The following is a 26,177-nucleotide window of genomic DNA, read 5'->3' as shown; positions in this document are numbered from 1 at the left end:
CTGATAATTCTCAAATAACAATCAACTCCAATTGGTTGCAGTTACTAAATTTTCAGACTTGTTCACCATACCATACCGTACACTTACTTCAGTCTACTGGAACGATATTTCCTTCTTCATCTTTCTTGACATGGACATATTTCCCATCCACCTCAATATAAAATGTTTTTTCCTTGCCTTGAGAAGACGAAACTTGTTGTTGGAGTTCTCCACCTAAGGCTTGGCCAAGGTTCATCCCCATCAAAAGATTCATGCCGTTTCCGCCTTCGTTTTTGGCTGCAGCAATCAGAGCCTCATTACGCGCCCTGCGCTCCTCAATTTCAATCGTGTTGTATTTCATAGCCACTAACTCACTATCAAGCTTGCGAACAGTCGCCATGCTATCTTCATCATAGCTTAGGTCTTCAAGGAGGACACTGGTTACTTCCAAACCATATAAGCTCGTCCAAGTTTGATTGACCTCTTGTTTTGCAAGTTCATTAAAGACTTCTTGATTAGCATTGAGGCTATAGATGTCCACTTGATTGTCAGCAGTATACTTTGCGATGGCAACCGCAATCTTTGGTGGCAGATTTTGGCGTAGGGTTCCTTTTGCTACATCTTGTAAGGTAAATGGTTGATCTGCTGTAATCTGACGACTTACAGAACTAATATAAAAGAGAACTGGATCCGCAATTTTGACATCATACAGCCCGTAAAATCTGATACTAAGCAGTTGTTGATAGCGTTCACTAAAGTATTCAACAGGGTTTTGAGTTCCAAATTTATTGCCTGTGAAAGGCTGGATCTTGAAATAAATAATTTCTTGTTGGGTCACCACTTGTCCGCCAAATGAGAAGCGATTCTTAAAGTTTTCCCAAGTCCCTTTGATCCCACCTTTTTCTAGTAACCAAGCATTGTCGCCAGCTTGCCATTCGTGGCTACCAGCTTCCAAAAGTTCTCCTAAAAAAGTTCCATTGTTGACCAATAAAGCTACATAGCCTTGAGGAACAATTACCAGAGAGCCATCCGTTAAAAGACCAGTATTTTGATTGCTGTGTCGAGATTGACCATCAGGGTCTTTTGTTAACAGAACACCTTTAACTGCCAAGGCTTCTGACGGAACAGACTCAGGCAGAACAACCGCTTCTTTAAATTTGCTATCACGAAAGCTACTGATGCCCCCAGAAAGGGCTGCTTTAATAAATCCCATACTATCTCCTATTTATAAAATTCAATTTCATCGACAACATCATAGGTGTCCAAGAGCCAATCTTGAGCTGTCCGTACCAAGGAAGCCTGACAGTATTCACACTTGGAAACAGAGTCAATCGTCAGAGGAGCCCCACAATTTGGACAGTGGTCACTAAGAATGTCAGTCTTAGTGACTTCTTCAGTTTTAACATCATGCAGACGAATGAAGTTTAGGCGATAGACTGTAAATAAGTCCTTGGTTGGATCACCTTCGATAATCCGCCCTGTTTCATCGTCCCTGATATAATCCCTCATAGTCGATGACAGGATCACTTCCAGTCTATCATGTCCTTGCGGATTTGGATAGAAATCTTTAATCTTAGAATTTTCCACTCGTACACGTTCCAAGACATTGGTCGTTTTCGCTCGAATATGCTCCTGTAGCTGAGTGCTGTGCTGGTCGTAGAGACTCGGACTTTCTAAGCCACGAACCGAAGCCCAATCTTTCTCGGTCCAGGCAGACTGAAGTCGAAGGTAGATTACCTTCACCTGTGACAAGAAACGCTCTTCATCAAAGTTTGGATCCTGTTGTTTCAGTTGTCTAATCGCTTCGAGATTATTCTGAATCGGCTTGCCGGCTCTTTCCTCAGTCGTTCTTTTTAATTCATTACTTGAAGAACTAGTCTCATCTGTACCTTTTACTAAATTATACAGTAAACCAATAACACCACCGATGACAACAACGGCAAAACTTCCCGAAGAACCCGAACCAGAGCCTGAGCTATAACTGCTCGAACCACCAGACCAACTGTCACCTCCAGACCAACTGCTTCCGCCACCCGAGTCAATCAAGCTACTACCACCACTTTCAGAATTTCCCACACCAGCATCAACGGCAGGGGCTAAAAAGAAGAGTAGAACAAGAAAGATGGTCGCAAATACTAAAATACCTTTTTTCATAAGCCTCTTTTTATACTTTAAATTAACAGGGTAAGAAAAGATTCTTTAATCTAAATAACAATCAATTCTTTTGGCGCAAGGGTTAGCACTTCACAGCCTGTTTCTGTAATGAGGAGATCGTCTTCGATGCGGACGCCGTATTTGCCATCCAGATAAATTCCAGGCTCATCGGTCAGGACCATGCCTGCCTCAATCGGCTCTTCTGACTTGCCAAAGTAAGGAATCTCATGGATATCCAGACCGATACCGTGGCCAATCCCGTGGCTAAAGTAAGGGCCATAGCCAGCATCGTTGATAATCTGCCGCGGAATTCGGTCAAAATCGATCCGACTGAGACCAGCCTTAGCAGCTTCTATCAGAGCTTGATTGCTACGCAGGACAATATCATAAATCTCCCGCTCTTCATCTGTCACTTGCCCCACATGAACAGTCCGCGTCATATCACTGACATAGTGATTGTAGTAGCAGCCAAAGTCCATGGTTAGGGTTTCTCCCTTTTGAATGACCTTGTCACTAGCCACGCCATGCGGCATAGCAGAGCGGTAGCCTGAAGCGATGATAAAGTCAAAAGAGGCACCTGAAGCACCTAGCTGACGCATCCGTGCATCTAAAAAGTTCATAACCGCTAGCTCTGTCGTCTCACCTGGCTTGATAAAGTCCAGTACATCTAGGAAGGCTTGGTCAGAAATCTGACAGGCCTTGCGAATGGTCGCGATTTCTTGCTCATCTTTAATCATGCGGAGATTCTCAATAAAGCCGGTCATGGGCACCAGTTCATATCCTGAGAAAAGACTTTCTAGCATCTTGAAGTAAGCATAGGAAATCTCGTCATCAAAGCCAATTTTTTCCAGCTTGTCGTCCGCTATGATTTTAGCAATCTCACCAAGTGCGTCTCGCGTTTCAACAATATCAAATCCTTGAACTACTCCCTTGGCAATCAGTGTATAACGGGCATCCGTCAGGAAAATACGACGTGTCTTACTGATGAAAACTGTCGCCTCTGTTCCGCTAAAGCCAGTCAGATAGTATATATTTTTCAAATTGGTTACTAAGACAGCATCACATTCTGTCTGAGCCAATGCTGCTTCAAATTTTTCAACTCTTGATAACATGAGAAAACCTCCGTAAAATAGTTAAGCATATTATATCAAAAAACAAATAAAAGAGAAGTATTTTTATCAAGCAATATTTCGGCCGTATTACTAAGAAATTCCACATAATAAAAATCCCTGCCAACATACAGGTGGCAAGGATTTATAAAATACTATTTTTGGTGCAACTTCTCTTTCAGATACTGACCAGTATAGCTAGTTGGGTTGGCAGCGACCTCCTCTGGTGTACCAGTTGCAATAATCGTACCACCACCGACACCACCTTCTGGACCTAGGTCTATAATATGGTCAGCTGTCTTAATCACATCTAGATTGTGCTCAATAACTAGGACAGTATTTCCATCATCAACGAAACGATCCAGAACTTTTAGCAGACGAGAGATGTCCTCTGTATGAAGGCCAGTCGTCGGTTCATCCAAGATGTAGAAAGACTTACCGGTCGATCTCTTGTGGAGCTCACTAGCCAGCTTCATCCGCTGGGCTTCACCACCCGATAAAGTAGTCGCTGGCTGTCCTAAAGTAACATACCCTAAGCCCACATCTTTAATTGTTTGTAACTTCCGATTGATCTTTGGAATATGTTTGAAGAAATCAACTGCATCATTAACTGTCATATCTAAGATTTGTGAGATATTCTTTTCCTTGTAGTGTACTTCTAAGGTCTCACTGTTGTAGCGTCTTCCATGACAAACTTCACAAGGAACATAAACATCCGGTAAGAAATGCATTTCGATTTTGATGATACCGTCACCCGAGCAGGCCTCACAACGGCCACCCTTAACGTTAAAACTAAAACGGCCCTTCTTATAGCCACGAATCTTGGCTTCATTGGTTTGAGCAAAAAGATCCCGAATATCATCGAAAACTCCAGTGTAGGTAGCAGGGTTGGAGCGCGGTGTCCGACCAATTGGACTTTGATCAATATCGATCAAACGATCTATATAATCTACTCCAGAGATTGTTTTAAATTTTCCAGGCTTATCCGAATTACGATTGAGTCTTTGAGCCAAGGTCTTTTTTAGAATAGAGTTGACCAAGGTCGATTTACCGGATCCCGAAACTCCCGTCACAGCAATAAACTTCCCAAGTGGGAAACGAGCTGTAATGTTCTGCAAATTATTTTCAGCTGCGCCTGTAATTTCGATAAAACGCCCATTTCCTACACGACGTTCCAGCGGTACTGGAATTTCACGCTTGCCTGATAGGTACTGTCCAGTAATAGACTTCTTATTCTTAGCCACTTGCGCAGGAGTGCCAGCCGCTACGATTTCACCACCAAAGACTCCTGCTCCCGGCCCGACATCAATCAGCCAGTCTGCCTCCCGCATAGTGTCCTCATCATGCTCAACCACGATGAGGGTATTTCCTAGGTCACGCATCTTCTTGAGACTGGCAATCAGGCGGTCATTGTCACGTTGGTGCAAGCCAATAGAGGGCTCGTCCAGGATATAGAGGACCCCACTTAGGTTAGAGCCAATCTGGGTCGCCAAGCGAATCCGCTGGCTCTCACCTCCTGATAAAGTCCCAGCCGAGCGAGACAAAGTCAGGTAATTAAGGCCAACATTATTCAGGAAGGTCAGGCGGTCATGAATTTCTTTGAGAATAGGACGCGCGATAGTGGCTTCATTCTCAGTCAAGCTAAGCTTGTCCAACTGAAGCAAGTGATCTGCAATAGACAGATCTGAAATCTGACCGATATGTAAACCAGCTTCGCCTCCAACCTTGACCGACAAGGCCTGAGGACTAAGACGATAGCCATGACAAGCTACACAGGACAACTCATTCATATAGGTTCGCATCTGAGTTCTAGTATAGTCACTATTGGTCTCATGGTAACGACGATTGATATTGGTAACTACTCCCTCAAAAGGTATGTCAATGTCTCGCACGCCTCCGAATTCATTTTCATAGTGGAAATGGAATTCTCGTCCATCTGAGCCAAAGAAAATCAGCTGCTTTTCTTCTTCACTCAGCTCTTCAAAAGGCTTGTCCATGTCAATGCCAAAGGAGGTCATCGCCTGTTCTAGCATCTGCGGATAGTAGTTGGAAGAGATCGGATTCCAGGGCGCCAGTGCACCTTCTCGTAAAGTCATACTAGAATCTGGCACCACAAGATCTAGGTCTACTTCTAGTTTTACTCCCAAACCATCACAGTCCGGACAGGAGCCAAAGGGCGCATTGAAAGAGAAGAGACGTGGCTCAAGTTCTGGCACCGTAAAGCCACAAACTGGGCAGGCATAATGCTCAGAAAAGAGCAATTCTTTCCCATCCATGGTATCAATAACCACATAACCCTCTGCAATCCGTAAAGCAGCTTCGACCGAATCAAAGAGGCGACTCCTCACCCCTTCTTTGATGACAATTCTGTCTACCACAACCTCTATGTCATGTTGCTTACTCTTTGATAACTCAGGAACTTCTGTCACATCGTAAATTTCACCATCCACTCGCACTCGGACGTAGCCGTCTTTCTGAATCTTATCAAAAACAGTCTTATGCTGGCCCTTTTTCTTGCGGATAACCCGTGCCAAAATCTGCAAGCGCTGGCGCTCTGGAAGCTCCAAGACCTTGTCAACAATCTGCTCAACAGAGGAAGCCTTAATAGCTCCATGGCCGTTGACACAGTATGGCGTTCCAACACGGGCATAGAGCAAGCGCAGGTAGTCATTGATCTCAGTGACAGTCCCTACAGTTGAACGGGGATTTTTACTAGTAGTTTTTTGATCGATGGAAATAGCCGGGCTAAGACCATCAATTGAGTCTACATCCGGCTTTTCCATATTGCCTAAAAACTGCCGAGCATAGGCTGACAAACTCTCCACATAGCGACGTTGCCCCTCAGCATAGAGAGTGTCGAAAGCCAGGCTGGACTTGCCTGAACCGGATAATCCTGTCACCACGACCAGCTTGTCTCTAGGAATTTCTACATCAATATTTTTTAGATTATGAGCTCGCGCTCCATGGATCACAATTTTATCTTGCATCTTAACCTCACTTCACTTTAAACATTCTCTATTATATCAAAATTTTCTCTATTCTTTTGCCCCAAAAATCGTGAATTTATAGTATAATAGTACGGTGTCTAAAAAAACAATCTGGAAAGGAAAAAGAGCATGAAACAAGTCTTTTTATCAACTACGACCGAATTCAAAGAGATCGACTCCCTCGAATCGGGCACTTGGATCAATCTTGTCAATCCTTCCCAGAGCGAATCAGTTGAAATTGCTAATGCTTTCGGCATTGATATCACCGACTTACGGGCGCCACTCGATGCGGAAGAAATGTCCCGGGTAACCATCGAAGATGACTATACTTTGATTATCGTGGACGTTCCCATCACTGAAGAAAGAAACAACAAGACCTATTATGTCACTATTCCGCTTGGTATCATTCTGACAGAGGATGCTATTATCACCACCTGTTTGGAAAAACTCCCCTTGTTGGATATCTTCATCCACCGTCGCCTGCGCAACTTCTACACCTTTATGAAGTCACGCTTTATCTTTCAGATTCTCTATCGTAATGCCGAGCTATATCTAACAGCCCTACGTTCTATTGACCGCAAGAGCGAGCAGATTGAAAGCCAGCTACACCAGTCTACGCGAAACGAAGAGTTGATTGAACTCATGGAGTTGGAAAAAACCATTGTCTACTTCAAGGCCTCTCTCAAAACCAATGAGCGCGTGATTAAAAAACTGACCAGCGCCACTAGCAATATCAAGAAATACCTAGAGGATGAAGACTTGCTAGAAGACACCTTGATTGAGACCCAGCAGGCCATCGAGATGGCAGATATTTACGGAAATATCCTGCGTGGGATGACAGATACCTTTGCGTCCATTATTTCCAATAACCAGAACAACATTATGAAAACTCTGGCCTTGGTAACGGTCGTTATGTCCATTCCAACTATGATTTTTTCTGCCTATGGTATGAACTTTAAAAATAACGATATCCCACTCAATGGCGAACCTCATGCCTTTTGGATTATCATGTTTATCGCTTTTGCTATCAGCGGTTCTCTTACCGTTTACCTCATGCACAAAAAACTATTTTAATTGTTAGAAGGAAAGCCTATGTCACAAGTATCTATAGACAAACTTAGCAAGAAAAACCAAGAATTTATTCGCATTGCTACTCACCAGCTGATTGAAGCTGGGAAAACCGACGAGGAAATCAAAGTCCTCCTAGAGGGAATCATTCCTACCATCCTTGAAAACCAGTCCAAAGGAATCACTGCCCGTGGTCTCTACGGGGCTCCTACCGCTTGGGTCCAGCAATTAACCACTGCAGAGAAAAAAGCAACTGAAAATCCTGCACAAAATGACGATCCACGCCTCATGATTTTGGATTCTGCTCTTTTGATTTTCGGACTTTTATCTATTTTCCAAGGAGCAGTTAACTACTTTGCAAAAACACCGAATCCCTATGGTTTCACAACTCTGATTCTGGGTAGTTTAACAGGAGGTTTGGTTTTCTATTCACTCTACCATTTCATTTATCGCTACTATGAACCGGACCAAAAATACGGTACTAAACCACCTTTTTGGAAATCTGCCATTGTTATGAGTGGTGCTGTTCTACTTTGGTTGGTAGCTTTCACTCTTAGCGCCTTCCTACCAAGCTTCCTTAATCCGCAATTGCCAAACCTCCTTGTCATAATGATTGGTGGTCTTTCCTTAGTAGGACGCTGGTACCTCAAGAAAAAATTCAACATTAAAAGCGCCACAGCTAACCCGAGACGCTACTAATTTTTTGATTCCTAAGCTGATTTGCTTAGGATTTTTTTATTTTCTCTTTTTCGAAAAATAAAGTACTAGGTCATCACTATTTTCACAAGGAGCATATGGGGCAAGGGCTTCATTGTTAAACCAAAGTCCAGAACCATCTGGAATATATCCTCTTTTAATATATAAGCGCTGTGCCGGCCCATATCCCTTATGTAATCCCACTCCCAAGGTAACCACATCTGAATATTTCAGGGCTTCTTGCTCTGCTTTTTCGATTAGAGCCGTGCCAATCCCCTGCCTTTGAAAGCTTTCAAAAACATTAAAATCAGTTAACTCCGGATAAAGGCCTGCAAAAGGTCCGTGATTTGCTGATGGAATGACTGTTATATAACCTGCCAAAAATCTGCCAACAAGAGCCACCAAAACTTGGCGTTCTCCCTCCTCTTGCTCAAGAAAATATTTGTGCAGAATATCTTTTCGCTCAGGCCATCCCTGCTCAACAAAAGCATTTGATAATCCTTCAATATCCTCAAAAAGCATCTTTCTGACGATTCGCTCTTCACCCATATCATACTCCTTATAACAGATTCTCATCTCATTTTAACACTTTAAAGAATAATAAAAAACCCCTGCAAAAGCAGGGATTTACTTGGTCTCCTTTTACGAAAGCCGTCCTTGATCGCTATGAATACATTCTTTAAGTGTTATCAAGTGTATAAGCTTCTCTCAACCATGTCCGACCAACTTTGCTAGAAAAGAAGCAAGTTAGTTTTTACCTTTTTGGTAGAGGTTTAGAAAATCTTGATAAGATTTTAAGAGATGATCTTTCTTATCGGATGAGTACGAACCATCTAGTTTGATATTAGTATAAAGATCGATTTCCCCTTCAGCAGCTAGAAGCTTTAGACTTTTTTCATAAGAATCATCGCCAGTTATCATTAAGCTCCATCCGGCACTAAATTTCTTTTCTATACCAGGCAATTCTTTACTTAATTTCAAACTCTTAATGTTTAAATCCTCTCCTCCCTTGATGAGAGTAATATTCTGTGTTTTATTGGCCAAGACTAGTCCATAACGATTCAATTTATCATCCAGGTCAGTAGCTGAATAGATTGGTTGCTTCGAATGGGCTGTTAGAGGTTCGAAATAGCGATCCAGAGAAAAAGTCTGACCATTTTCAATATTCGTATAAAGAGTCTGGGTAAAGGAGCCACTACTTGAACTAGAATAGTAGCTTGCATTTGATCCACCTGGTAGATATACCTCAAAAGCAAAATAGAGTTGACTGTCTTGAGGATCTTGATACAGTTGGTGACTCACTTTCCCCGGAATAGCTTGAGGATGTAGTTTTTGAGCCAACTGGAGTAGGTCATAATCTTTGTAAGTCCCTTCAGCTTGGTTTAGAAGTCTAATTTTCAGGTGGTTATTCTTATTCTTATCTCTACTAAATTGCTGGTAACTATCGTAGTAAAAAGTTTTGTTGGGGTAATTCATCTCTTGCTGCAAGATATACTTGTCAGACAAGATGGCCAAATTAGGATTCTCGACCATATAGAGATTATCACCCAGCTTTTCTATCTTAAAAGTCGCATCCTTATCTGGCCTATTTTTACCAACCTCTTGCTGCTCAGTATGATTTTGCTCAGAGTGTATAGTGTTTTTTTGTTTTTCAGCAACATATGAAGCCAAAAATAAACCAATTGCAAATGCTAAAGTATAACCACCAATATTCAAAAAGATTTTATTTTGAAATAGTTTTTTTATCTTTATAATGATCTGACTCACTTATCTTTCCTCCGGAACTTTTACTCGACGAAGCTGACCATCTATAAGGACATAGATAATTCGTCCCGATTTTATCATTTTATCAGGGGTTAAATCATGAAAATTATTTATCTTAAACTGCAGAGGAACTAAAGCCTGGTTGCCGTTTTGAACCATTACAGAAATTTCTCCTGCCACAAGATTGTCATTAGTTTCAGCTTGACTAACCGTCATCTGTCCTACCTCAAGACTAAATATGGAGAAAATTCTATACAGAGGTCCTTGCTCCACAATCTCCTTAACGGTATTCATATACGATTCAGACAAAGGGCTACTAGGGTTATATTGAAGCCAATTAATATATTGCGGGCCGGCTGGATTAGACCGCTTAGATTCATCAATAAGAGTGCTGACGTCTTTTACAGTTTTTATTCCATAGCGTCTGGTTTTATCGAAACTAACTTGATTTAGCATCGTATTGGTAGAGCTAAGATCAGTCCAACTTCCTAAAGCACTTATGTGGTCATATAGATCGAAATGCTGCGTGTAAACCGGACCTTTTTTGAAGTCAACGGTAACTACTTCTTCACTATCGATATCAAGTCCAATTGGGACAATCCCTTCCGCCCAATTGATTTTTCCTTCCTCCTGTACCTTCTTTATAAACAAGTCATAAGGAAGTGGAGTTTCAGGACTTTTCTTCTGTTTTACGATTTGTTCTGCTTCATACTCTTGTTTCTTTTGAGCAGACCAAAAAGGAGCTTCTCCTGGATAATTAAAGAGACTAGCAAAATCAGAGGCTTGTTGAGTGGAATCCTTAGTGTATTTAAACAGTGGATAGATAGCGAAACTACCTTTCTTAGCCATTTCGAGGGCATGAGGATATTCTTGGTAGAGATTGATTAGGTCTCCACCCTGATATGGTCTCATCATGATAACTTTGTCTTGATTTTGCTTTTCTTGGTTATCATAGGAATTTGTGTCTTTTTTAGCATCAAGAATAAAGCTTAAGCTCTTTAAACGGTCAGCAAAAATAGGATTGCTTTGAGCAATTTTAAATTCACTATTATCGCTAGCAGTTAAGACTTCTTCTTGTGCAGCTCCTATGTAGTGAGCAATCCGACTCTTTGCCGTCTTTAAGTCAATAATCAGAGATGCTTTTTGAAGGCCACCATCAATCTCTTCCAGCGCTATTTCTATATAAGGAGCATCTGGAGACGAGTCAAGCACATCTAATCTCGCGGTACTCTTAATGTTATATTTTTTCTTTTCTTTAAGAAGAAGGGCTCGTACATCGACCTTCTTTAATGACTGAATCCCTTCGTCCTCTTTGTAAATATCAATCTGATAAAAATATTCCGTGTTTTTTTTGTCATAAAAAGCCTTCCCCTCGTCAGGATACGGATCCTCGGGGAGCTTGTAATTCTGTGCAACTAGATAGCCATCTTTTTCCTGGACTTCCCCAAACTTGTCGATAGCCAGCGCAATATTTCCGATTTTCTGAAAGTCATTTACCTGACTAACACCTATTCGATATCGATCTTCTGACTCGGTCCGACTATGATTCTTGCTAATCCCTTCCCTTTTTGCAGGTTCAGGACTAATCGTCGGATAATAGATCAGATAGGTCACTAGAGCGAGAAAAAAGAAACTAGATATTTTAATGATTTTTTTGAAAGGTGTTTGATCCATATTCGCTTCCCTAATAAAAATATAATAATACCATTCTATCATACTTTTCTTCCACTTTTAGCAGAAATCTTACCCAAAAATGATATAATAGTGCATAATCTATCTTAAAGGAGTATAGGATGAAGAAGCTAGAGAATTTCTCTTGGCAAATGTGGCAAATTTATGCTTTGGCAGCGCTGGTCGTTTTTATTGTCGGTGGTGCTTGTTCTTTCTTTTTTGTAAAAGAAGCTACTTATGTAGTTAAAGAACGAAATTATGTTTATAAAGGGAAGAATCTGCGTTTAACGAATTATGTAACAATTGGAGAGAATGAGCCTGAATTTCCTATGATAGCCCTCTCTTTTAAGGAAGACGATAATGAACGGGGCTCATCTGTTTTTGCCGTAGGTCGGAAATATCTAGCAGTTCAAGATTCCAAGCAATATGATGGCACACTGAAGAAGAAGGATAAGGAAGAATACTTCCGAATTCGTTATTACCAACTAGGACAAGAAAAAGGAGAAGGTCATACGATTGATGCCTTGAAACTTGTTCAAGATATGGGATATGTATCTATAAATGGCGAATTAGATAATCAGATGTATTCTGATGGAAAAGATGACTATGTAAAAATCCAGATAGACTACGATAACGAAATTTATATCAACCTGACTAATAAAAAAGCAACAAAAAAACGCCCCAAAGAGACGATCCAATTCGGCTATGGAGGAATCTATCGTGCACTCTCAGATCCATCATTTATTACTGAGGCATACAGTGATGACGAGAGTAATATACATAGTTACGGACCTTGGTTTGAGTACAAAAAAGAAGATAAAGAATCAATTTCAACTGACAATTCTTCCGACAAGAATCATAGTAGCAGTAATGTTAAAACGGAGGATAACGTAACGCTTGCAACACTTAAGAAGTATGGTTATTTATTGGTTTTAAAAGAAAATATGACCCTAGATGATAGTGAAACACTGACAAAGATTTTATATCCCGATGCCTCCTATTTTCACTGGACCATTAGGAGTAGATATACAAAAACTGGCCGGGAAGAGTATGTAGAAACAGATCAAGAGTTCAAGCAAGTAATTAAGGAGGATGCTATTGAAAAAGATATTGAAGATTAATTCTGACAAGTGGAAAAGTATACTTGTCCTTGTGTGCTTTCTAGCTCTCTTGTCTCTGTTTTTCTATAAGAATCTAGAGGCCAATCTCAAGGGTTTTTATGCTAATCGGAATTTCCCTGGAGAGATTAAGATTAACGGTTTTTCCTGGGCTGAAGAAAGAACGGGCATTGATGTTAATTTTACTTATACTGAAAAAATTAACGGCAAGAACATTTCTCTGCCCTTGAAAAAATCCGTACGCTTTAAACAATTAATCATGCCTTATTATGACAAAATAGATTTATCTGATAGATACAACCCTATATCTGAGTTAGGGACGGCTTATGATGAATCTATCAGAGTTTATTTACCAATGATTGAAAAAATGCTGGAAATCAATCCCGAACGGACCAAGTTGGAAGAGTCTTTAACAAGAAAATTAAATCAAGCTCCAGATCTAAGTGGAGCATCAGCTAAGTTAAGAAGCACCCTATCTGATCAAGCTAATTTTGTTAGAGGTGAAACTTGGTATAGCGATCGCATTGAAGATGCTACTAAAAATAAACATTCTATCCTTGAGGAATTGTACGATTTTTCATTAAATCATGCCTTGTCGCAAGGAGCTGTCTATGTCCAAATTATCTTGCCAAAAGGGGTCGACAGAGAAGATATCCACCTAAGAGACCAAATCCAACAGTTGTTAGAACAATTAAGCCTGCCAGATGGAGCCTACGTCCTAGGGACGATTGATGAAGCAGAAGGTGATTTTGTCGTCGTTGAGCAAGGAAAAATTAGAGAAAGGAGATAGGGATGTCAGAGAATAAAGAAAAGGGTAAAGTAAGTTTCCCTTGGCAAATCGGATTATTAGTTGCACTTTACTTAGTTATTGCTAGCATGCCTTTTTTACACGATAAAACATCTCAATTTTACCTATTCCAAAATAACAATCCTATTTTTGGTGGAAAAGAATTTGCAGATCTGAACAATTCCTATTTTAAGAATTCCTTTATTTTTCTATCTGTTCTTCCTGCCCTAGCCGTTTTATTGAAATTCATTTTAAAAAACAAAGGCTATCCTTTTCTAGCAAGTTTACAATCTTTTCTATTTTTTATAGCTAGCTTTGTCTTAATGGTTTACACAATGTTCTCCATTACCATCCAAAGAGACATTTATAAGCTAGATTGGGGATATTACTTCTGCCAAATAATTTTTCTAATTTTTATCTTTAATGATCTAAGCTTTCTAAGAGCATGGGTAAAAAAGATACCATCACCTTAATTGCAAAGAATAAATTTAAAAGAACCACTTATGAACCGTATAGAAAGCTATATTCAGTTCATAAGGGGTTCTTTTTTGATGGTCACACCTAGCCTGCTTGTCCAAGAAATATAGCAACTTTACTTACTACTGCACTTTTTCTACTCTATTCAATACTGAATCAGAAAAAATCTCCTGCTTTATATCTCTGTTGGCCAATATTTTGATATAAACGAATTTACGCTAATAAAAAAGGCAGGTCCAAACAATTTTCTTGCTTGAAATCTTCCACACTATTCACACCTTGCTTCTCTTAGAAATCGTTCACTGACCTCTTTTTTATTTGCTTCGGAAATATTTCCAATAAAGAGAGTAGGGAATGGGCAAACTGAGAATCAACCAAAAGCGGTTGACAACAATGTCCGCCTTTCCTGCACTGTTAAAATGAATGGGAACCCGCTCTGGCATCAGGCAGATAATCAGAAATAAGATTACTGCCAAGAGAAACAAAACGAATAAATCTTTCTTTTTCATTAGCCATGGACCTCCTTAAAATATCCTTGCTTTATTAAATGCCTATAAAGGACGACTGCCAAAAGCAAAAGTCCAAGAGCTGAGATTCGCAACGAAATCTCCAAGTCCATACCAAATAGTAAGGATAAGCAAAGAGGGAACACAAGAACCAAGATGCCAATTCCTCCAGACAAGATAGTTGAAAAACTTTGCTTAATAACAATCATTTCATTGTCCCAGATGAACTTAGGAAAATGAAAATTGACCACAAGTCCCTGAAGAGCTGTAAATAGAGAATAAGCCAGTGAAATAAGGACCAAGTCCACTACTTGCAAGACTCCTAGCGAGAAACGCCAGGCCAGAACAGGCAAGCCCAGCAGCAAGGCCACGAAATGTAAAGACACCGTCAAGGCCAGCTTTGCCATCATTATCTGCCTCATAGAAACCGGGAGCGTCTGAAGCAGCCAAATCTCTTCACCCTCTAAGGAAATACTGACAGCTGCAGGATTGGAAATACTGAGACAGCCAGCCAGTAATAGGGGTAAAAATTCTCGGCTATCGCTGAGTCCTATCGAAGAAAAGAGGACATCAGAACTCATAAAACAAAGCAAGATGGCTAAAACGATGATTAAAATGGTTCCTAGTCCACTATTGAGCATATAAAGATAGGAACTCACAAAATTCGCAACTTCTCTCCTATAAAGAGCCATAAAGGGAGACTTCTGCCAGCTTCTATAGACTTTGCTTTCTGACTTCACCCCTGTTATCATCTGATTCATTTTTAAATAATTTCTACTTAAATACCTTAGAAAGAGTCCTGTCAGCACAAAAGATGCAAACATCAACAGAAGGCTAGCCCACAAAAAATGCTGAAGGTTAAAAAACAAGCTTGCCGGAGGATAGAGAGAGGTCAGCTGCTTGGTAAGCACGAGACCAACATTTTCCCCTGACAGTCCAGCTCTCATAGCCCACATACTGCCTGTTGCCAGCCCCAAAAGCAAGAGGAGAGAAAAAAGGAAGGCAACTAGATTTTTATGAGGGGCCTTTGAGGCTATGTAGGCCACGCACAAGCCAAGTAAAGATGCTAAACAGAGAGGTAAAAGAGGAACAAATCCCATTAAAAGCAGATAAAAAAGCAACTCCAACAAGGACGCACCATACCTAAACCAAACGAGGCCTGCTGGCAGCATGAGAAGAATGGCAAACACACTGTTCAAAAGATAAAGAAAAGCATATTTCTCATAGACGATTTCCCTAATACTGAGCGGTAATACGATGAGCCTATCAAGTTCCTCTTGGTCAAACAAGATGCCATTTGACTGCATCAGACTGAAAAAGAAAATAATAAAACTAACCAAGGCAATCATATAGGCTGGAATCAAATTTGCCTGCCCCAACTTGACCAAACTCAAAGCCGTCAAAAGATTATAGCCTGAAAATAGCAAAACAAGCAAGAAGAGCAGACCAAGCTTAAAATACCTGCCCAATCCTCGTCCTTTCCTTAAATCATTAAGCGAAAATGTGCTGTATAATTGTACTTTTAAAAGCAAAAGAATATTAGTCATCTTCCTGTAACTCCATAAATACTTGTTCCAAACTAGATGTCCCCTTAACTTCAGAGGTCCTTCCATTAGCCACCAAACGTCCCTTTTGCAGAATTGCAATCTTATTGCAGAGTTCTTCCGCAACCTCTAAAACGTGAGTGGAAAAGAAAATCGCATGCCCTTGACTGGCTAGCTCTCTCATGATTTGCTTAAAATAATATGCGCCTTTCGGATCTAAACCGACAAAAGGTTCATCTAAAATCAACAATTCTGGCTCATGCAAGAGGGCCGCTATTAGTGCCAATCGTTGCTTCATTCCATGTGAATAAGCTGATATCAATTGATCCAAAGACGTATCCAGCTCAAACATTTTAGAATACTTTTCTATAGCTGCTTGCCTCTTTTCCATAGAAACCCTATAAATGTCTGCTACAAAATCCAAAAACTGCCTTGCTGTCAGATTTTTATAAAGGTCTGGGTTATCCGGCAGAAACGCCATCTTTTTCTTACAAAGCAAGGGCTCCTTCCTGATAGAGTGCCCGCAGATATAAATCTCTCCTTTATCAAAATCATGAATCCCCACAATGGACTTAATGGTGGATGTCTTACCTGCTCCATTAGCGCCGATGAAGCCATAAATATCTCCAGGCTCCACCATCAGACTAAGATCATCCACAGCCTTTTTACCATTGCTATATACTTTTGTTAAATGTTCTATTTTTAACATGAATTTCTCCTTTTATTTAAACTGACATTTTGTCAGTTTTGGCGTAAAATTTTTTATAATTTAGATTAAGAGATTGAAGGTTCGAACTGACATTTTGTCAGTTGTGTTTCTAAATAAAAGGCAGAAAACTGCCGATTATTCTAAAAAATAGATTCTTCTATTCCTAAGCTTCTTTCTAGGATTGCCTGGAAGCTGGTGAGATAATCCTGCAAAGTCTCTGGTTCTTCCTGACTCATCTTGATATCATTGGACACAAAGACGTAGGCAGTCATGAGAAAAGAAGCCGTCTCATGCGGATATTTCAAATGAAAATCTCCAGATTTCTGTCCTTCCTCCAAGATATGAGTGAAGAAAACAATCATCCGCTCACAGAGTCTATGATAAAAGCGATCTAAAACATAGCGATTGGTCTCCAAATTGACGGTTTCCTGCAAAACTTGATTTTCCTGTGTTCTGCTTTCCTCTGGGATAAGGGTCGCCTCAATAAAGGCTCTGATTTTTTCCTTGGCCCCAACATTTGGCTGATAGCTAATCTTTTCTAGCTTTCTCAGCAAGGGCTCAGAGTTCTTTTCAATCAGACAATAGAGAATGTCTTCCTTATCCTTAAAATGATAGTAAAGCAGGCCTCGTGAGATTCCAAGCTTATCAATAATATCTTGAGTTCTAGTCTTTAGATAGCCTTTTTGGGCAAAGAGCTGTAAGGCTGCAGACATAATCTCTGCTCTCCGTACCTCTACTTCCTTGACATCACGCATGATTTCTGCCTCCTTGTGGTCAGTATAGCACCTAACTGACATTTTGTCAATGATGAAACAAAAAAACAGCAGGTCAGAGCCTGCTGTTAATCAAATTAGTCTTCATTTACGAAAGGCATCAAAGCCATTACGCGAGCACGTTTGATAGCTGTTGTTACTTTACGTTGGTTTTTAGCTGAAGTTCCTGTTACACGACGAGGAAGGATTTTCCCACGTTCTGAAACGAAACGGCTAAGAAGCTCAGTATCTTTGTAATCAACATATTCAATTTTGTTCGCTGCGATATAATCAACTTTTTTACGGCGTTTGAATCCGCCACGACGTTGTTGAGCCATGTGTTTTCTCCTTTATATTATAGTTCTAGTTTGTCCAATTAAAATGGCAGATCATCATCTGAGATATCCATTGGATTTGAGTTACCAAATGGATTCTCATCACGAGAAAAATTCGGTACTTGGTGAGACGAGTCAGCGCCTCCGAAGCTTGGTGCTGCATTACCGCCAAAGTTATTTGGAGTATAGCCTCCAGACTGTCCTTCACGGCTTGTACGACTTTCCAATAGTTGGAAGTTATCTGCAACGACCTCAGTGACGTAGACACGTTGACCTTGCTGATTTTCATAATTACGAGTCTGAATACGACCTGTAATTCCGACTAGAGCACCTTTTTTAGCCCAGTTTGCAAGATTTTCTGCCTGCTGACGCCAAATGACAACATTGATAAAGTCTGCTTCTCTTTCACCATTATGGTTTTTAAAGTTTCGATTAACAGCTAATGTAAATGTTGCAACCGCTTGGTTCTGCGGAGTATAGCGAAGTTCAGCATCGCGGGTCATGCGACCTACAAGTACAACGTTATTTATCATGAATCTACCTTCTTAATTAAGCGTCAAGTTTGACGATCATGTGACGAAGAATGTCAGCGTTGATTTTTGAAAGACGGTCAAACTCTTTAAGAGCTGCATCGTCGTTTGCTTCAACGTTAGCGATGTGGTAAAGTCCTTCACGGAAATCTTGGATTTCGTATGCAAGACGACGTTTTTCCCAATCTTTTGATTCAACAACAGTTGCACCGTTGTCAGTCAAGATAGAGTCAAAGCGTGCTACCAAAGCGTTTTTAGCTTCTTCTTCAATGTTTGGACGAATAATATAAAGAATTTCGTATTTAGCCATTGATTTTTCCTCCTTTTGGTCTAATGACCCCAAGACTTTGCAAGGGGTAAGTGAGGTTTTCTCACGAATAACTATTATACTAGATTCTCTATGAAATAGCAAGGAAATTCTTTAAAACTTCGTGAACGAGGTGTTCTGATACTGCTCAAGTATTTGACGGCCCTGTTTCTTTCCGATATAATAGGACTAGTTTGACTAATGAGGAGTTTTTTATGTCTGATTTTGAAAAATTGCAAGAGACTGTTTACCAACTATTAGAATTAGTTGGGGAAAATCCTGACCGTGAAGGGTTGCTTGACACACCAAAGCGAGTAGCTAAAATGTATCAGGAAGTCTTTTCTGGGCTTGGTCGAGATCCTAAGGATGAATTTACTGCTGTATTTTCGGAAGGTCATGAAGAAGTCGTTCTTGTAAAAGATATTCCATTTCATTCCATGTGTGAACATCATCTCTTACCTTTTTATGGTGTTGCTCATGTCGCCTACCTACCAAGCAATGGCAAAGTCACCGGGCTGAGCAAATTAGCCCGTGCAGTTGAAGTGGCTAGCAAACGTCCTCAACTACAAGAACGCCTCACTGCCCAAATTGCAACGGCCTTAGATGAAGCTTTGTCACCCGAGGGTGTATTTGTCATGGTTGAAGCTGAACATATGTGCATGACTATGCGAGGAATCAAAAAACCTGGTAGTAAGACTGTCACGACTGTTGCAAAAGGAATTTACAAAGAAAATGTTCATCAGAGACAGGAAATCTTGTCCATGATTCATCACGACTAATTCCCTCTTATCACTCAACACATTATGCTCACCTTAGAAAGAAGTTTATGAAGAAAAAATTAGTATTTCTCCTATTTCTGGCTCTAATCTGTATTGGAATCGAGTACGAAACAAAGACCTATACTCTAGGCGAATTATCCGGCAAAGCATACGGCATTATTGGACTGGCTGCCTTATTAGCCTTGCTTTATATCGTTCCAGCTAGCTTAATCATTTTACACGTTCAAAAAAAATGGAAGACTCCACTTGCCAGCTTAATCATCGCCTTCTTGGGCGGGCTATTCATCGCGGGATGGACTTCTGGTCTTGCCAACACTTATATCCATGACGGTGTTTCTACTTTATCTATTTCTTTTATTAATGATTTAGAAAGTGCTATCGTAGCGCCACTTGTCGAAGAGCCTCTCAAATTGATCGGTGTAGCCTTTGCTCTCTACTTAGTTCCTGTAAAAAACTTGAAGTCTATCTTACTTCTAGGAATTGTAGCGGGATTTGGTTTCCAAATCAGTGAGGACTTCTCTTATATCTTATCTGATATGTCAGAAGGCTTCTCTTTCGCTATCTCAGGAATTTTGGGACGCGTGGTTGGCTCAATCGCCTCACATTGGCTCTACACAGGCTTGACTGCTTTCGGCTTGACCTTGATGATTCGCTATCGCAAAAAGAATGCTAGCAACTTCAAAACAGGACTTATCTACTTCCTAGCGGCTTTTATCCTACATTTTATCTGGAACTCACCGTTTTCAGCTATTGAAACCGAAATACCGCTTGTAAGACCCATCCTATCTGCCCTAGCTATTTTTACCTTCTTCTTAGCCTACCAAACAGCTACGCGATTGGATAATGATCAGCCAAGTTTACATTTTTAAACACTTACATAGTTAAAAGAACTGCCCCAAGACAGAACAATCTATCTTAGAGCAGTTCTTTTTTTATAGGCCACAGACTATGAGTCTATCAAGAACTAATCTATCACTGTGAACTTGATATGAGAGTAGTCCTTTTCTAAATCCTTGCCCGTCATAAAGGCCGCAGCTTCCTTCTTTACTTTTACTAGGTCGATTCCCTGGTCTTGAGCACCAAAAACACAGCCACAATAGCACTGGCGATAAATATCATATTCCTCGCACATCTCCACGGAGCGTTTATAACCTTGATTTTTCTTAAAATCACTCGGCAAATAATGAGTCGCATAGACCTTTTGCACCTCAATACCGACACTATTAATGGTCTGAGAATTTTTATGAGGACTAATCGTCAATGCGCTTCCAAAATAATCAAAACCAAGTTCTACCGCTACCTCAGCAGTTTTATCTAAACGATAGTCATAGCAAACCTTGCAACGATCGCCTCCTTCAGGTTCATCCTCCAAACCATGAACTTTTCGGAAAAATTCCTGAGGTGCATAAGGGGCTTCTAAATACTGAACTGTGTAGCCTGTTTTCTCATTGAAGTCACTGACAAACTTTTGAGTCACATAAGCTCGTCTCTGATACTCCGCCTTAGGATGAATATTGGAGTTGGCAAAGTAAATTGTTACATCCGCATATTGACTGAGATATTCTAGGGTATAGGTCGAGCAAGGGGCACAACAAGTATGCATAAGAATGGTCGGGCGTTTCTGATCCTTTTCCCAATCCTGAACCATTTTCTGCATGACACGGTCATAGTTAATCTTCTGATTGGGATTCATCTTGCTCAGAATTTCTTCTACATCAATCATAAGCCGCTCCTTTAGTTTCTCATTCTATTTTACCATAGAAAATTGACTCAAACAATCTTGATTAAAATGATTCTAGAATAAAAAGACTGAGATTTTCATCTCAGTCCTCACTATCTTTTTGTATTACATCATGCCGCCCATCATGCTTGGATCCATGGCTGGTGCTGGACTAGCTGGCTCTGGTTGATTCGCTACTACTGCTTCGGTTGTCAAGATCAAGCTAGCAACAGAAGCCGCATTTTGCAAGGCTGAACGAGTCACCTTAACTGGGTCAATGATTCCAGCTTCAATCATGTTAACCCATTCGCCAGTTGCTGCATTGAAACCTGTACCAGCTTCAGAGTTTTTCAGACGGTCGATGACAATTGAACCTTCAAAGCCTGCATTGAAAGCGATTTGACGGACAGGCTCTTCTAAGGCACGGAGAACAATATTACGACCTGTCGCTTCATCTCCTGTTAATTCGAGACCAGCAACTGCATCTAAAACGCTAACAAAGGCTGTACCACCACCGGATACGATTCCTTCTTCTACTGCGGCACGGGTTGCATTAAGGGCATCTTCGATGCGGAGTTTCATTTCCTTGAGTTCTGTTTCTGTGGCAGCTCCAACCTTAATCACAGCTACACCACCAGACAATTTAGCCAGACGCTCTTGAAGTTTTTCCTTGTCAAATTCTGAAGTTGCACTTTCAATTTGAGATTTGATAACAGCTACACGGTTAGCAATAGCTTCAGGATTTCCAGAACCTTCTACAATTACAGTACTGTCCTTGTCAACAGTGACTTTAGATGCTTGTCCAAGTGCTTCAATGGTCGCATCCTTGAGTTCCAATCCGAGATCTTCTGTAATGACTGTTCCACCTGTCAAGATGGCAATATCTTCCAACATAGCCTTACGACGATCACCAAAGCCTGGTGCTTTGACAGCTACAACGTTGAAAGTCCCACGAATCTTGTTAAGAACAAGCGTTGGCAGAGCTTCGCCATCTACATCATCTGCAATGATCAAAAGCGGACGGTTGGTTTTCAAGATGCTTTCTAACAATGGCAGAATTTCTTGAATGTTAGAAATTTTCTTGTCTGTAATCAAAATATAAGGGTTGTCCAGATCAGCCACCATTTTTTCACTATCTGTCACCATGTATTGAGACAAGTAGCCACGGTCAAACTGCATTCCTTCTACAACATCCAGCTCAGTTTCCATCCCTTTGGACTCTTCGATAGTGATAACTCCGTCGTTGCCAACTTTTTCCATAGCCTCAGAAATGTATTCACCGACTTTCTCACTACGAGAAGAAACGGCAGCAACCTGAGCGATAGCTTCCTTGTTAGAAACTGGAATAGCAGTTTCTTTCAGAGCGCTGACAGCTGTTGCAACAGCTGCTTCAATCCCACGACGGATACCGATTGGATTGGCTCCGGCAGTTACGTTTTTGATTCCTTCGCGGACGATAGCCTGCGTCAAAACTGTTGCTGTTGTTGTTCCGTCACCTGCGATATCGTTGGTTTTGGAAGCAACTTCTGACACCAACTTAGCACCCATATTTTCAAAGTGGTCTTCCAATTCAATTTCTTTAGCGATGGTCACACCGTCATTAGTGATAAGGGGAGAGCCAAAAGATTTTTCCAAAACAACATTGCGACCTTTAGGTCCCAAGGTTACTTTGACTGTATCTGCTAAAATATCGACTCCGCGTACCATTGCACTTCTTGCATCTGCTGAAAATTTAATGTCTTTTGCCATTTTTTATCCCTCTTTTCTAATCTTACTCAACTATTGCTAGAATATTGGCTTCGCTGACTAGAAGGTAGGTTTCTTCACCGTCTTTCACTTCTACTCCTGCGTGACTTTCAACAAGAACCTTGTCTCCAGCTTTGACAGATGGTGCTACCAATTCACCGGTCAAGGTACGAACTCCTTGGCCAACTGCTACAACTGCGGCTGTCTTAGTCGCTGCATGACTGTTACCAGCGATAACAAAACCGCCAACTTTCTCTTCTTTTTCTTCTATTTTTAGGACCACTCGGTCACCTAATGGTTTTAACATAGTATCCCTCCTGAGATTAATTTTTAGCACTCTCTTATATCGAGTGCTAATCTATAGTTATTATTTTATCACTTGGTCAAAAATAGTCAAGAAAAAAATACTATTTTTTCTTCAAAGAACTTAAAAAACTGACTAGAGAAACCAGTCAGTTTTTTTGTCTTATCCTAGGACTAGAGCATCATCATTCAGTACTTGACCACTGTTCTTATGGAAGAGATCCATGAGCTGAGCTACCGTTAGATTTTCCTTTTCTTCACCCTTCACATCCACGACAATCTTCCCATGATAGAGCATAATCAAGCGATTACCATACTCAATGGCGTGTTCCATGTTATGAGTGACCATGAGGGTTGTTAGCTTCTGCTCTTCTACTACTTTTTTCGTTAAGTTCATCACCATATCACTTGTTTTAGGATCGAGAGCTGCAGTATGTTCGTCCAGCAAGAGAACCTTAGGCCGAACTAAGGTCGCCATCGAAAGAGTCAAAGCCTGTCTTTGACCTCCAGATAAGAAATTAGCATCCGTCTTCATTCTATTTTCAAGACCTAGGCCAAGATGTTCCAGTGCACCCTTAAAGATTTGGCGTTCTTCTTCTGTAATTGATCGTTTGAAAAAGCTCCGCTTCTTCCCACGACGATAAGCAATGGCCATATTTTCTTCTATCGTCAAATTGGTGGCTGTCCCCATCCGCGGGTCTTGAAAAACTCGACTAATACTTTTCGATCGATCAGCTACTGAAGACTTTCTAATAGACTGACCATCAAGCAAGATATCTCCATCATCAATCTCTACGACACCTGCGATAGAGTTCATCAAGGTTGATTTCCCTGCTCCATTCCCACCAATTACGGAAATAAAGTCTCCCTGTTCGATTTCGAGATCCAAGCCTCGGAGAACAGGATTCTCATTGATTGTTCCTTTTTCAAAGGTCTTATGAATATTGGTTAATGTTAATAAAGGCATTAGCTGTCACCTCCTGGCGTTAAGGTTTTGTTTGCTTTAATCTGCAATTTTTGACGAATTTCTGGAACGTAAAGAATGAGAGCAAGAAGAATAGCTGAGGCTAATTTAAGCATTTGAGCATCCACATTCATAGCCAGAATAACTACTAGAACTAAACGATATAGGATGGATCCGACCACAATGGACCAGAGACGTTTTCCAAGCGGAAGGTATTTAACAATGACTTCGGCCAAGATAATCGATGCTAAGCCGTTTACAATGGTTCCTGTTCCCATATTCATATCCGCATAGCCATTATTTTGAGCTAAAAGGGAGCCAGCAAGGGCAATTAGCCCATTTGAAAGCATATAACCTAAAATCTTAATTCGGTCAACTTTAATTCCATTGGCTTCTCCCATAGCCAAATTATCTCCGGTCGCCCGCAAAGCTAAACCAAGCTGGGTATTGAGTAGGACAATTAAAAGTAAGATAACAAAGGCAACGAAGGCAAGCCCTAATACAATGACCGAAGAGGTCTTAGATAGACTAAGTAGACTTGTCATCACAGTCACCAGTGTTGTCTGACCTGAAAGAGAAAGATTAGAACTTCCTAATACAAGTAAGTTAACAGAATAAAGAGCAGTTAGAGTGATAATCCCCGTCAGAAGAGCCGGAATCTTCATCTTGGTATGTAGAAATCCAGACACTGCCCCCGCCAGCATTCCAGCAATAAAACCGCCAATGGTGGCTAGAAGAGGATTCAAGCCTTTCATAATTAAAATGGCTGTAGTTGCTGCACCAAGCGGGAAGGATCCTTCTGCAGTCAGGTCTGCAATATCTAAAATTCGGAAGGTAATGAAGACTCCAATAGCCATAATAGACCAGAGCAAACCTTGAGATAGAGCAGAGAGTACAATATCTAGAAGACCACCAGATGAATCAGACGACTTAGGTTTGGAAAGAGAATTCACTTTCGGATTAGCGGTATTTTTAGCAGAAGAGCTTTTCTGAGTTGTTTTTTTCGCTTGAGCATTTGCCTGTTCCTCTTGCTCAATGGCGCTGATGTCAATTCCTAGAAGTTGAGCCATTTCTTTATTAGCTACTGCCTTCAGCGTCTCAGGATCTTCAGCTGAAATATCATCGACTTTTTCTCCATTCATAATTCGAATAGCCATTTTAGCAGTTTGGCGACCCAAAGCTTCAAAATCAGCCCCGTAGGTAAAGAGCACCCCATCATCTACCACATCAACAGAACCACCCACTACAGGCACCTTCATTTCTTTAGATAAGTCTGTCACCAAGGTGATCGCTGAAACGATGGTATTATCAGCTGGAATAAAGAGGGCTTCCGTCTGACTCATCAAGCTTTTTGTGGTATCTTGCACATCATTTGTAGAGGAAATCCCCTTGACAACCGTTTCAATACCAGCTTCTTTAAAAGCTGCTTCTGCCTCTTGCACTTGAATCTCTGAGTTTCGTTCATTGGTGGTGTACATAATCCCAACTTTTTTCAGATTAGGCATGACTTTTTTTAGCAAGGCCACTTGTTTCTTGGCGGGAGCTCGGTCACTTGTACCAGTTGCTAGACCGCCAACCTTGTCCATAGACTTCACGAGCTTTGCGGATACAGGATCTGTAATCGCTGTAAAGAGAATGGGGGTGTCAGTCGATAGATTGACTAAAGATTGGGCTGCTGGCGTTGCAATCCCTAGAACCAAGTCATTCTTAGAGAGTAGGCTCGTAGAAATCGTTTGGAGATTGGACTGGTCCCCTTGGGCATTCTGGTAGTCAATCTTGATATTCTTACCATCAATATACCCTTGGTCTTTCAACTCATTCTCAAAGCCTTTTCGAGCAGCTGTCAGGGACTCATGCTCCACATATTGAAGAATCCCAATATGGACCTGTTTTTCCGACTTCTTTGAAGAACTGCATCCTGCTACAAGAAGTAAGGCTATCGCCAAACTAACCAAGGAAAGTAGTGTTTTTTTCATATCATGCTCCTTAATTTTTTTCAAAAACAAAAAGCCAATTAGATAATATTCTAACTGGCTTTTAAGTGCTGATATAGATGAGATCAATCATCCACTTTAATCCAGTCAGTTAGAAAAGATATCTAATCAGCTGGATTCATCATAAAATGCTTTAGCTTCATAGATACAAACGGGGAACGTTTGTATCCTTTCGGCT

General features: G+C 40.8%; 26 protein-coding genes. 7 read left to right on the top strand and 19 right to left on the bottom strand.

All coding sequences use genetic code 11. From position 1 onward, the window contains the following. Positions 1 to 88: 88 nt before the first annotated feature. From HMPREF3108_RS03785 to uvrA, 4 genes are all read right to left on the bottom strand, one after another. Positions 89 to 1,192, bottom strand: a complete 1,104-nt coding sequence (locus HMPREF3108_RS03785) for an SPFH domain-containing protein (RefSeq protein WP_070493358.1) — start codon at positions 1,190 to 1,192, stop codon at positions 89 to 91. A gap of 8 nt (positions 1,193 to 1,200) precedes the next feature. After that, on the bottom strand, positions 1,201 to 2,133 hold the full coding sequence (locus HMPREF3108_RS03780; protein WP_061594112.1) for a Tim44 domain-containing protein: 933 nt from the start codon (positions 2,131 to 2,133) through the stop codon (positions 1,201 to 1,203). Positions 2,134 to 2,183: 50 nt separating this feature from the next. Next, positions 2,184 to 3,245, bottom strand: coding sequence for a M24 family metallopeptidase (locus tag HMPREF3108_RS03775; protein WP_045504427.1), 1,062 nt, complete (start codon positions 3,243 to 3,245; stop codon positions 2,184 to 2,186). Between the two features lie 152 nt (positions 3,246 to 3,397). Then, complete coding sequence (uvrA, locus tag HMPREF3108_RS03770) at positions 3,398 to 6,229, bottom strand: excinuclease ABC subunit UvrA (protein ID WP_070493355.1); 2,832 nt, start codon at positions 6,227 to 6,229, stop codon at positions 3,398 to 3,400. Between the two features lie 129 nt (positions 6,230 to 6,358). On the opposite strand from uvrA, the gene HMPREF3108_RS03765 reads away from it, so the two are divergent. Beyond that, positions 6,359 to 7,303, top strand: a complete 945-nt coding sequence (locus HMPREF3108_RS03765) for a magnesium transporter CorA family protein (protein WP_008809852.1) — start codon at positions 6,359 to 6,361, stop codon at positions 7,301 to 7,303. Between the two features lie 18 nt (positions 7,304 to 7,321). Further along, complete coding sequence (locus tag HMPREF3108_RS03760; protein WP_070493352.1) at positions 7,322 to 7,996, top strand: DUF1129 domain-containing protein; 675 nt, start codon at positions 7,322 to 7,324, stop codon at positions 7,994 to 7,996. Positions 7,997 to 8,032: 36 nt separating this feature from the next. Here the strand turns inward: HMPREF3108_RS03760 and HMPREF3108_RS03755 are convergent, their stop codons facing one another. The 3 genes from HMPREF3108_RS03755 to HMPREF3108_RS03745 all read right to left on the bottom strand — a co-directional run bounded on the left by HMPREF3108_RS03755 (position 8,033) and on the right by HMPREF3108_RS03745 (position 11,431). Further along, positions 8,033 to 8,542, bottom strand: coding sequence for a GNAT family N-acetyltransferase (locus HMPREF3108_RS03755; protein ID WP_008809854.1), 510 nt, complete (start codon positions 8,540 to 8,542; stop codon positions 8,033 to 8,035). Positions 8,543 to 8,740: 198 nt separating this feature from the next. Continuing rightward, a complete protein-coding gene (locus HMPREF3108_RS03750) occupies positions 8,741 to 9,760 on the bottom strand; it encodes a hypothetical protein (RefSeq protein WP_070493349.1) in 1,020 nt (339 codons plus the stop codon). Then, entirely contained in the window at positions 9,761 to 11,431 is a 1,671-nt protein-coding gene (locus tag HMPREF3108_RS03745) for a hypothetical protein (RefSeq protein WP_048777278.1), read from the bottom strand. Positions 11,432 to 11,550: 119 nt separating this feature from the next. On the opposite strand from HMPREF3108_RS03745, the gene HMPREF3108_RS03740 reads away from it, so the two are divergent. The 3 genes from HMPREF3108_RS03740 to HMPREF3108_RS03730 are packed head-to-tail and all read left to right on the top strand — an operon-like array spanning position 11,551 to position 13,806. After that, positions 11,551 to 12,549, top strand: a complete 999-nt coding sequence (locus HMPREF3108_RS03740; protein WP_048777238.1) for a hypothetical protein — start codon at positions 11,551 to 11,553, stop codon at positions 12,547 to 12,549. Next, on the top strand, positions 12,521 to 13,336 hold the full coding sequence (locus HMPREF3108_RS03735) for a hypothetical protein (protein WP_048777239.1): 816 nt from the start codon (positions 12,521 to 12,523) through the stop codon (positions 13,334 to 13,336). Before HMPREF3108_RS03740 ends, HMPREF3108_RS03735 begins: the two co-directional genes overlap by 29 nt. 2 nt (positions 13,337 to 13,338) lie before the next feature. Then, positions 13,339 to 13,806 carry a hypothetical protein gene (locus HMPREF3108_RS03730; protein WP_048777240.1) on the top strand — a complete coding sequence of 156 codons (468 nt, stop codon included), beginning with the start codon at positions 13,339 to 13,341 and terminating at the stop codon, positions 13,804 to 13,806. A gap of 318 nt (positions 13,807 to 14,124) precedes the next feature. Here the strand turns inward: HMPREF3108_RS03730 and HMPREF3108_RS03725 are convergent, their stop codons facing one another. From HMPREF3108_RS03725 to rpsF, 7 genes are all read right to left on the bottom strand, one after another. Then, positions 14,125 to 14,319, bottom strand: a complete 195-nt coding sequence (locus HMPREF3108_RS03725; RefSeq protein WP_048777241.1) for a DUF1648 domain-containing protein — start codon at positions 14,317 to 14,319, stop codon at positions 14,125 to 14,127. After that, on the bottom strand, positions 14,319 to 15,929 hold the full coding sequence (locus HMPREF3108_RS03720; protein WP_061582709.1) for a hypothetical protein: 1,611 nt from the start codon (positions 15,927 to 15,929) through the stop codon (positions 14,319 to 14,321). The genes HMPREF3108_RS03725 and HMPREF3108_RS03720 overlap by 1 nt, the downstream gene beginning before the upstream one ends. Beyond that, complete coding sequence (locus HMPREF3108_RS03715; protein ID WP_048777243.1) at positions 15,856 to 16,569, bottom strand: ABC transporter ATP-binding protein; 714 nt, start codon at positions 16,567 to 16,569, stop codon at positions 15,856 to 15,858. The genes HMPREF3108_RS03720 and HMPREF3108_RS03715 overlap by 74 nt, the downstream gene beginning before the upstream one ends. A gap of 140 nt (positions 16,570 to 16,709) precedes the next feature. After that, complete coding sequence (locus HMPREF3108_RS03710) at positions 16,710 to 17,366, bottom strand: TetR/AcrR family transcriptional regulator (protein ID WP_080927983.1); 657 nt, start codon at positions 17,364 to 17,366, stop codon at positions 16,710 to 16,712. Between the two features lie 53 nt (positions 17,367 to 17,419). After that, positions 17,420 to 17,659, bottom strand: a complete 240-nt coding sequence (gene rpsR / locus HMPREF3108_RS03705) for a 30S ribosomal protein S18 (RefSeq protein ID WP_000068664.1) — start codon at positions 17,657 to 17,659, stop codon at positions 17,420 to 17,422. A gap of 38 nt (positions 17,660 to 17,697) precedes the next feature. Continuing rightward, a complete protein-coding gene (locus tag HMPREF3108_RS03700; RefSeq protein ID WP_012130902.1) occupies positions 17,698 to 18,189 on the bottom strand; it encodes a single-stranded DNA-binding protein in 492 nt (163 codons plus the stop codon). Positions 18,190 to 18,205: 16 nt separating this feature from the next. Next, positions 18,206 to 18,496 carry a 30S ribosomal protein S6 gene (rpsF, locus tag HMPREF3108_RS03695; protein WP_045634138.1) on the bottom strand — a complete coding sequence of 97 codons (291 nt, stop codon included), beginning with the start codon at positions 18,494 to 18,496 and terminating at the stop codon, positions 18,206 to 18,208. 212 nt (positions 18,497 to 18,708) lie between these two features. Between rpsF and folE the strand changes: the two genes are divergently transcribed. Both folE and HMPREF3108_RS03685 read left to right on the top strand, forming a co-directional pair. After that, positions 18,709 to 19,272 carry a GTP cyclohydrolase I FolE gene (folE, locus tag HMPREF3108_RS03690; protein WP_045634139.1) on the top strand — a complete coding sequence of 188 codons (564 nt, stop codon included), beginning with the start codon at positions 18,709 to 18,711 and terminating at the stop codon, positions 19,270 to 19,272. A 47-nt stretch (positions 19,273 to 19,319) separates the two neighbouring features. Next, the gene (locus HMPREF3108_RS03685; protein WP_045773435.1) at positions 19,320 to 20,141 is read left to right on the top strand and encodes a PrsW family glutamic-type intramembrane protease; all 822 of its coding nucleotides are present in this window, start codon (positions 19,320 to 19,322) and stop codon (positions 20,139 to 20,141) included. A gap of 95 nt (positions 20,142 to 20,236) precedes the next feature. Here the strand turns inward: HMPREF3108_RS03685 and HMPREF3108_RS03680 are convergent, their stop codons facing one another. The 5 genes from HMPREF3108_RS03680 to HMPREF3108_RS03660 all read right to left on the bottom strand — a co-directional run bounded on the left by HMPREF3108_RS03680 (position 20,237) and on the right by HMPREF3108_RS03660 (position 25,981). Beyond that, entirely contained in the window at positions 20,237 to 20,995 is a 759-nt protein-coding gene (locus tag HMPREF3108_RS03680) for an epoxyqueuosine reductase QueH (RefSeq protein ID WP_045634141.1), read from the bottom strand. Positions 20,996 to 21,118: 123 nt separating this feature from the next. Further along, positions 21,119 to 22,741, bottom strand: coding sequence for a chaperonin GroEL (gene groL / locus HMPREF3108_RS03675; protein ID WP_070493346.1), 1,623 nt, complete (start codon positions 22,739 to 22,741; stop codon positions 21,119 to 21,121). 22 nt (positions 22,742 to 22,763) lie between these two features. Next, a complete protein-coding gene (gene groES / locus HMPREF3108_RS03670) occupies positions 22,764 to 23,045 on the bottom strand; it encodes a co-chaperone GroES (RefSeq protein ID WP_045504448.1) in 282 nt (93 codons plus the stop codon). A gap of 159 nt (positions 23,046 to 23,204) precedes the next feature. Then, on the bottom strand, positions 23,205 to 24,008 hold the full coding sequence (locus HMPREF3108_RS03665) for an ABC transporter ATP-binding protein (RefSeq protein ID WP_008810030.1): 804 nt from the start codon (positions 24,006 to 24,008) through the stop codon (positions 23,205 to 23,207). Continuing rightward, positions 24,008 to 25,981 carry an ABC transporter substrate binding protein gene (locus tag HMPREF3108_RS03660; RefSeq protein ID WP_060553820.1) on the bottom strand — a complete coding sequence of 658 codons (1,974 nt, stop codon included), beginning with the start codon at positions 25,979 to 25,981 and terminating at the stop codon, positions 24,008 to 24,010. Before HMPREF3108_RS03660 ends, HMPREF3108_RS03665 begins: the two co-directional genes overlap by 1 nt. Positions 25,982 to 26,177 lie beyond the last annotated feature (196 nt).

The sequence above is a fragment of the Streptococcus sp. HMSC10A01 genome (genome assembly GCF_001807785.1).
In the GTDB taxonomy this organism is placed as follows: domain Bacteria; phylum Bacillota; class Bacilli; order Lactobacillales; family Streptococcaceae; genus Streptococcus; species Streptococcus gordonii.
The sequence above is the reverse complement of the archived record's forward strand: the minus strand, read 5'-3'. Positions and strand labels throughout refer to the sequence as shown.